We start from the raw sequence: 7,292 nt of genomic DNA on the forward strand, positions 1-7,292 counted from the left end.
AGGCCCCCGTTCGGGGGCCTTGCGGCAATTCGCGTTCGATCACGGTGGGGAAACGCGATATGGTCACGCTCGTCGCCGCCTGAGCTGTTTCCCACCTTGGGGTTCTGACGCACAAGCGGCGGACGCGCCCGCCCGTCCCTACCAGGGATTGCAACCGTGGCCCGCCGGAGATCCGCGATGCGCAGGACCGTTCTGTCTCTCCTGGCCGCCGCCTTGGCCCTGGCCTCGCCCGCCGAGGCGCAGACCTTCCAGACGGCGGCGCCGCACGCGATCCTGATCGATGCGGATTCCGGCTCGGTCCTGTTCGAGAAGGCCGCCGACGAGCGGTTCTCCCCGGCCAGCATGGCCAAGCTGATGACCACCGACATCGTGTTCGAGGCGCTGAAATCCGGCCGCATCACGATGGACAGCGAGTTCACCGTCACGGAGGACGCGTGGAAGCGCGGCGGTGCCGGGGGCGGGGGGTCGTCGATGTTCGCGCAGGTGAACAGCCGCATCAAGATGTCGGACCTGATGCGCGGCCTCATCGTCCAGTCGGGCAACGACGCGGCGATCACCATCGCCGAGAACATGGCCGGGACCGAGGAGGCCTTTGCCGGGCTGATGAACCAGCGGGCCAAGGAGATCGGCCTGACGAACTCCACCTTCCGCAACGCCACCGGCTACTCGGCGCCCGACCAGAAGGTGACGGCGCGGGACATGGCCAAGCTCGCCATCCACCTGATCGACACCTATCCGGATCTCTACAAGATCTTCTCCGAGCGCGAGTTCACCTGGAACAAGATCAAGCAGCAGAACCGCAACCCACTCCTCACCCTCGATATCGGCGCCGACGGCCTGAAGACCGGCTATCTGGAGGAATCGGGCTACGCGCTGACCGGCTCGGCGGTGCAGAACGGGCAACGGCTCGTCCTCGTGGTCTCGGGTCTCAAGACGGCGCGCGACCGGGCGTCGGAATCGCGCAAGCTGATGGAATGGGGCTTCCGCGCCTTCGAACCGCGCCAGGTTTTCGCCCCCGGCGAGACCGTGGCCGAAGCCTCGGTCTTCGGCGGAGAGGCCGGCTCCGTGCCGCTCGTCGCCAAGAAGCCGGTCCGGGTGCTCCTGCCCCGCGGCGGCAGCGACCGGGTGAGCGCCAAGGTGATCTACAAGGGGCCCCTCGTCGCCCCCGTGACGGAAGGGCAGCAGGTCGGCGTCCTGCGGGTCCAGCGCGGCGACGTCGTGGCACTGGACCAGCCGCTCTATGCCGGCGCCTCGGTGGGGCAGGGCACCCTGAGCCAGCGGGCCATGGATGCCGCGCTGGAATTCGGCACGGGCCTGATGCGCAAGGCCTTCGACAAGGCTGCAGGGGGCAAGCCCGAGGACCGGGCCGCCAACCCGTCGTGACCGCGCGCCCGTGACGATGCAGGAGTCTGAAACCCCGGCGGGGGGCGTCTTCATCACCCTGGAAGGCGGGGAGGGGGCGGGCAAGTCGACCCAGGTCTCCCGCTTGGCCGCGCGCCTGCGTGCGCGCACCAACCACCCGGTGGTGACGACCCGCGAGCCCGGCGGCTCGCCCTATGCCGAGGAGATCCGCGCCGCCGTTCTGGCCGGGGCGGCCAAGCCTTACGGCCCCTTCGCCGAAGCCCTGCTGTTCAGCGCCGCGCGGCTCGACCACCTCGACCGGCTGATCCGCCCGGCTCTGGTCCGGGGGGAGACCGTGATCTGCGATCGCTTCATCGACTCGACCCGCGCCTATCAGGGCGCGGCGGGTGGGCTCGATCCGGCCGTGCTGAACGCCCTCGAGCGGGTCGTCGTCGGCCGCACCCGGCCCGACCTGACCCTGATCCTCGACCTTCCGCCGGAGACAGGCCTCGCCCGCGCGGCCGCACGGGGGGAGGGACAGGATCGCTTCGAAGCCGAGGCGTTGAGCTTCCATGCCCGCCTGCGCGCCGCCTTCCTCGACATCGCCGCTCGCGAGCCGGGCCGCTGCGCGGTGATCGACGCCGCCGCCGAGCCCGATGCCGTCGAGGCCGCCATCGCCGCGACGATCGCGGAACGGCTTCCGGCGCTGGCCGGGGAGGGGCCCCGTGGCTGAGGCGGCGGACGAGGAGATCGGCGACCGGCCGGGCGTCCCCCGCCCCCGCGAAACCGCGACGCTCATCGGACACGGCGCGGCCGAGGCCGCCTTCGCGGAGGGCCTCGCCGCCGGGCGCCTGCACCATGCGTGGCTGATCGGCGGCCCCATGGGCATCGGCAAGGCCACCCTCGCCTATCGTGTGGCGCGGCGCCTGCTCGCCTATCCGCGAGGCGATGGCCCGCACGGTCTCGATGTTCCAACGGACCATCCGATCTACGGGCAGGTGGCCGGGCTCTCGCACCCGAACCTCGTGGCACTCCGCCGCCACCGGGGGCAGGGCGCCAAGACCCTGCCGACCAAGATCTCCGTCGACATGGTGCGCAAGGCCCTCGACCTGTTCGCCGCCACAGCCGCCGATTCCGGCTGGCGGATCTGCGTGCTGGACAGCGCCGAGGACCTCAACGCCAACGCCGCCAACGCGCTGCTCAAGGTGCTGGAGGAGCCTCCGCCCCGCGCCCTCTTCCTGATCCTCGCCCACCAGCCGGGTCGGCTCCTCCCGACGATCCGCTCCCGCTGCCGGGCGCTGATCCTGCGACCGCTCGCGGATGGGGAGGTGGCCAGCGCCGTCCGCGCCCTGCCCCCGCCCTTCGTGCAGCCGGACGAGTCGGCGCTCGCCCGCGCGGTCGGCCTTTCGGAGGGCTCGGTCGGCCGGGCGCTCGGCCTCGTCGATCCGGTCACGGCCGGGCTCGTCGCGGAGGTCGAGACCCTGCTGGCGCGCTCGGCCACGCCCGATTGGGGCCGCGTGCTGAAACTCGCGGAGACCCTGGCCGGGCGCGATGGCGAGGAGCGGTTCGCCGCGGCGGGCGACGCGGTGCTGCGCTTCGTCTCCGCCGAGCTCGACCGGCGGCAGGGGGAGCCGGTCGCCCGCCTTGCGGCGCTCGTGGAGGTGTGTGAGAAGTTCGCCCGCAGCGCCCGGGAGGCCGCGACCTACAACCTCGATCGCCGGCCCGTCGTCCTGTCGCTCTTCGCCGACCTGAGCCGGGCGGGGTGACGGAGCGGGATGCGCACCGCCCCATGCTGCGCTACCCTCTCCGTCATTGCGAGCGCAGCGAAGCAATCCAGGGCAGCGTGACCTCTCCGAGCGTGGCGCGTCCCTGGATTGCTTCGCGCCGCTCGCAATGACGACAAAGCCCCTCGATCAGCGGACGCGAGCGTGACGGACGGCCCTTCCCCCCGCAAGACCTTCAGCCTCTCGACGGCGATCTCCTATCCGAACGGCGCGCCGCATATCGGCCACGCCTACGAGGTGATCGCCACCGACGCCATCGCCCGCTTCCACCGGCTGGACGGCTACGACGTACTGTTCTCCACCGGTACGGACGAGCACGGCCTCAAGATCCAGCAGGCGGCGACCAAGGCCGGGATCAGCCCACGCGACTACGTCGACGGCACCTCCGCGAAATTCCGCGAGATGGCCGACCGGATGGGCTGCTCCTATGACCGCTTCATCCGCACCACCGAGCCCGCGCACTACGCCGCCGCGCAGGAGATCTGGCGCCGGATGGAGGCCAACGGCGACATCTACCTCGACAAATATGCCGGCTGGTACTCGGTCCGCGATGAGGCCTATTACGACGAGGCCGAGACGCGGCTGATGGAGGACGGCTCCCGCCGCTCGCTCGCCACCGACACGCCCGTCACCTGGATGGAGGAGGAGAACTTCCTCTTCCGGCTCTCGGCCTATCAGGACCGGTTGCTCAAACTCTACGAGGAGCAGCCGAGCTTCATCGGGCCGGATACCCGCCGCAACGAGGTGGCGAGCTTCGTCCGCGCCGGGCTGAAGGATCTCTCGGTCAGCCGCACGAACTTCGACTGGGGTGTGCCGGTGCCGGAGCATCCCGGCCACGTCATGTATGTCTGGGTCGATGCCCTCACGAACTATCTCAGCGTGACCGGTTTCCCCGATGCGGCGAACCCGAATGCCCGCTTCTGGCCGATGGACCTGCACGTCATCGGCAAGGACATCGTGCGCTTCCACGCGGTCTACTGGCCCGCCTTCCTGATGTCGGCCGGGCTGCCCCTGCCCAAGCGCGTGTTCGGCCACGGCTTCTTCCTCAGCAAGGGGGAGAAGATGTCGAAGTCGCTCGGCAACGTGGTCGATCCGTTCGACCTCGCGGAGACCTTCGGCACCGATGCCGTGCGCTACTTCTGCCTGCGCGAGGCCCCCTTCGGCGGCGACGGCAACTACGACCACAACGCCATCATCAACCGGATCAACGCCGACCTCGCCAACGACCTCGGCAACCTCGCCCAGCGCTCGCTCTCGATGGTGGCCAAGAACTGCGACGCCGCCGTTCCGGAGCCGGGTGATCTGGCCGAGGCCGACCGGGCGATGCTGGCGCAGGCCGACGCCCTCGCCGACAAGACGCGGGGCCTGATGAAGGACCTCGCCCTGCACGCGATCCTCGCGGAGATCTGGGCGGTCGTGGCCGAGGCGAACCGCTATTTCGCGGGCCAGGAGCCGTGGAAGCTGCGCAAGAGCGACCCGGCCCGGATGAACGCGGTGCTCTACACCACGCTCGAGACCATCCGGACCGTCGGCATCCTGGTGCAGCCCTTCGTGCCGGAGGCGGCGGGCAAGCTCCTGGATCTCCTCGCGGTGCCCGTCGACGCCCGTAGCTTCGCGCATCTGGGGGAGGGCGGTCGCCTCAAGGGCGGCACGCCGCTCCCCGCCCCGAGCCCGGTCTTCCCGCGCTTCGAGCGGCCGGAAATCACCCCATAACGGGCCCCCAAAGGACGGGGTCCTTTGGTGGGGTCCAGAGGCAAGGCCCCTGGGTCATGCCAGGGCTCCGCCCTGCACCCGCCAGAGGGCTTGCCCTCTGGACACTCATGACCTCTGACGGCGTCTTGCCATGCTGATCGACAGCCATTGCCACCTCGACTTCCCCGATTTCGCCAGCGACCTGCCGGGCGTGATCGCCCGCGCCCGCGAGGCCGGTGTCGGGGGGATGCTCACCATCTCGACCCGCGTCGCCAAGGCCGCGACCTACAGGGCCATCGCGGAGGCCCATCCCGAGGTGTGGTTCACGGTGGGCACCCATCCGGATGGGGCAGGGGAGGAGCCCGACACGCCGCCGGAGACCATCGCGGCACTGGCCGACCACCCGCGTTGCGTCGGGATCGGCGAGGCCGGGCTCGACTATCACTATCCCGACGGAGCCCCCGCCGCCGTGCAGGAGGGCGTGCTGCGCGCCCATATCGAGGCGTCCCGCCTCGCCGGGCTCCCGTTGGTGATCCATGCCCGCGACGCGGATGAGCATATGGAGCGGGTGCTGACGCAGGAGATGGCCAGGGCGCCGTTCCGGGCGGTGCTGCATTGCTTCTCCTCCGGCGGCCGGCTTGCCGAGGTGGGGGTGGAGATCGGCCTGTTCGTCTCCTTCTCGGGCATCGTGACCTTCCGCCGCTCGCACGAGCTGCGCGAGATCGCCCGCAAGGTGCCCCGCGACCGGATCCTGGTGGAGACCGACGCGCCGTTCCTGGCCCCCGAACCTCATCGCGGGCGCACCAACGAGCCGGCCTATACCGCCCACACCGCGCGCTCTCTCGCTGCCACCCTGGCGGTGAGCGAAGAGGAGTTCGCCCGCATCACCACGACGAATTTCTTCCGCCTGTTCGACCGGGCGCGCGCCGGAGAGGCGTGACAGGGGCCTCTCTCCCGCGATACGACCGCTCCGGGAGATCCGGATGGCGACGCTAACCCTGCGTATCCTTGGTTGCGGCTCGTCCGGCGGCGTGCCGCGCGTCGGCAGCGGCTGGGGTGCCTGTGATCCGAACGAGCCGCGCAACCGGCGGCGGCGCTGTTCGATTCTCGTGGAGCGCGAGGGGGAGGGCGGACGCACCAGCGTCCTCATCGACACCTCGCCCGATCTGCGCGAGCAATTGCTCGATGCCGGGCTCGACCGGCTCGATGCGGTGCTGTTCACCCATTCCCATGCCGACCACACGCACGGGATCGACGACCTGCGTCCGCTGGTGATCCGGATGCGGACACGCATTCCCGTCTATGCCGACGCGCGCACCCGCGCGCTGCTCACGGCGCGGTTCGGCTATTGCTTCGTGCAGCCCGAGGACAGCGTCTATCCGCCCATCCTCGACATGCGCGACCTCGCCCATGAGGGGAGGGTGGTCGTGGAGGGTCCGGGGGGCGTGATCGAGGCGATCCCCCTCCCCGTGGAGCACGGCAACGAGCCATCGCTCGGCTTCCGCTTCGGCAACGCGGCTTATGTCCCGGATGTGAGCCTGATCCCGCCGAGGAGCCTGGAGCATCTGCGCGGGCTCGACCTCCTGATCATCGACGCCCTGCGCGAGACGCCGCACCCGACCCATTACTCGGTCTCGGACGCTCTGGCCCTCATCGAAGAGGTGAAGCCGGGCAGGGCGGTGCTCACCAACCTGCACACGGATCTCGATTACGCCGCCCTCGCCTCGCGCCTGCCGGAGAGAATCGTTCCGGCCTTCGACGGGCTGGTTCTGAGTCTCCCCGCCTGAGACTCCGCAAGGGCTGCCGTCTGGGATTCGGCATTTCCTGCGAAAAGGGTGTTGACGGCCCTGAGCCGACTGCGTATACCCCTGTTCATCGGCGCCGGCCGCGGAAGCGAACCGGACGCTGAATTGTCTGTCTCTGATGCTGCTGATGCGGCGCTGAGGCGGGCGGCCTTACCAGAAATTCGAGCGGAACGTGCCTGGCGGTGGTTTAAGCCAGGTGTGGATCGGTTCGTGACTCTCGTAGGGCGCGGGGTCTCCGCCACCGGGTGTGAGGCTCCGGCTCTTTGACATTGTGATTATGAGGAAGGGAGACGCGGGCGGCGTTTTCGTTTGTCCTTGCGGATCTGGCTTCGTGCTGGATCGTGAGAGACGAGACGCTGATCGTAGATCTCCTTTTTGAGCTCACCGGGCTCATCGCTGTGAAGCGATTTGAGTTCGATGTGAGGCTCCGTCTGAGAAATTTACGTGATCAGCTGAGATCAATCTCTTTTAACGTGAGAGTTTGATCCTGGCTCAGAGCGAACGCTGGCGGCAGGCTTAACACATGCAAGTCGAGCGGGCATCTTCGGGTGTCAGCGGCGGACGGGTGAGTAACGCGTGGGAACGTGCCTTCTGGTTCGGAATAACTCAGGGAAACTTGAGCTAATACCGGATACGCCCTTTTTGGGGAAAGGTTTACTGCCGGAAGATC

Annotated in this window: 6 protein-coding genes and 1 rRNA gene; all 7 read left to right on the forward strand. The window is 69.0% G+C overall.

Going from position 1 to position 7,292, the window contains the following annotated elements:
* Window positions 1–177: 177 nt before the first annotated feature.
* Window positions 178–1,383: a D-alanyl-D-alanine carboxypeptidase family protein gene (locus J4O73_RS14455; RefSeq protein ID WP_426218352.1), complete on the forward strand. Its 1,206-nt coding sequence runs from the start codon at window positions 178–180 to the stop codon at window positions 1,381–1,383.
* Between the two features lie 16 nt (window positions 1,384–1,399).
* Complete coding sequence (gene tmk / locus J4O73_RS14460) at window positions 1,400–2,074, forward strand: dTMP kinase (protein WP_426218354.1); 675 nt, start codon at window positions 1,400–1,402, stop codon at window positions 2,072–2,074.
* Window positions 2,067–3,107, forward strand: a complete 1,041-nt coding sequence (locus J4O73_RS14465) for a DNA polymerase III subunit delta' (RefSeq protein WP_426218355.1) — start codon at window positions 2,067–2,069, stop codon at window positions 3,105–3,107. The genes tmk and J4O73_RS14465 overlap by 8 nt, the downstream gene beginning before the upstream one ends.
* 162 nt (window positions 3,108–3,269) lie before the next feature.
* On the forward strand, window positions 3,270–4,838 hold the full coding sequence (metG, locus tag J4O73_RS14470) for a methionine--tRNA ligase (protein ID WP_426218357.1): 1,569 nt from the start codon (window positions 3,270–3,272) through the stop codon (window positions 4,836–4,838).
* A 130-nt stretch (window positions 4,839–4,968) separates the two neighbouring features.
* Window positions 4,969–5,757, forward strand: coding sequence for a TatD family hydrolase (locus J4O73_RS14475; protein WP_426218359.1), 789 nt, complete (start codon window positions 4,969–4,971; stop codon window positions 5,755–5,757).
* Window positions 5,758–5,800: 43 nt separating this feature from the next.
* Window positions 5,801–6,604, forward strand: a complete 804-nt coding sequence (locus J4O73_RS14480; RefSeq protein WP_426218361.1) for an MBL fold metallo-hydrolase — start codon at window positions 5,801–5,803, stop codon at window positions 6,602–6,604.
* A 487-nt stretch (window positions 6,605–7,091) separates the two neighbouring features.
* Window positions 7,092–7,292 (forward strand): 16S ribosomal RNA (locus tag J4O73_RS14485); the annotation flags it as partial.

The organism is Methylobacterium sp. NFXW15 (assembly GCF_049887755.1).
Lineage (GTDB): Bacteria > Pseudomonadota > Alphaproteobacteria > Rhizobiales > Beijerinckiaceae > Methylobacterium.

Excerpts from the sequence above, each read along its gene's own strand:
- tmk (WP_426218354.1), top strand. The coding sequence starts at position 1,400 with ATGCAGGAGTCTGAAACCCCGGCGGGGGGCGTCTTCATCACCCTGGAA.
- J4O73_RS14475 (WP_426218359.1), top strand. The coding sequence starts at position 4,969 with ATGCTGATCGACAGCCATTGCCACCTCGACTTCCCCGATTTCGCCAGC.
- J4O73_RS14480 (WP_426218361.1), top strand. The coding sequence starts at position 5,801 with ATGGCGACGCTAACCCTGCGTATCCTTGGTTGCGGCTCGTCCGGCGGC.
- J4O73_RS14455 (WP_426218352.1), top strand. The coding sequence starts at position 178 with ATGCGCAGGACCGTTCTGTCTCTCCTGGCCGCCGCCTTGGCCCTGGCC.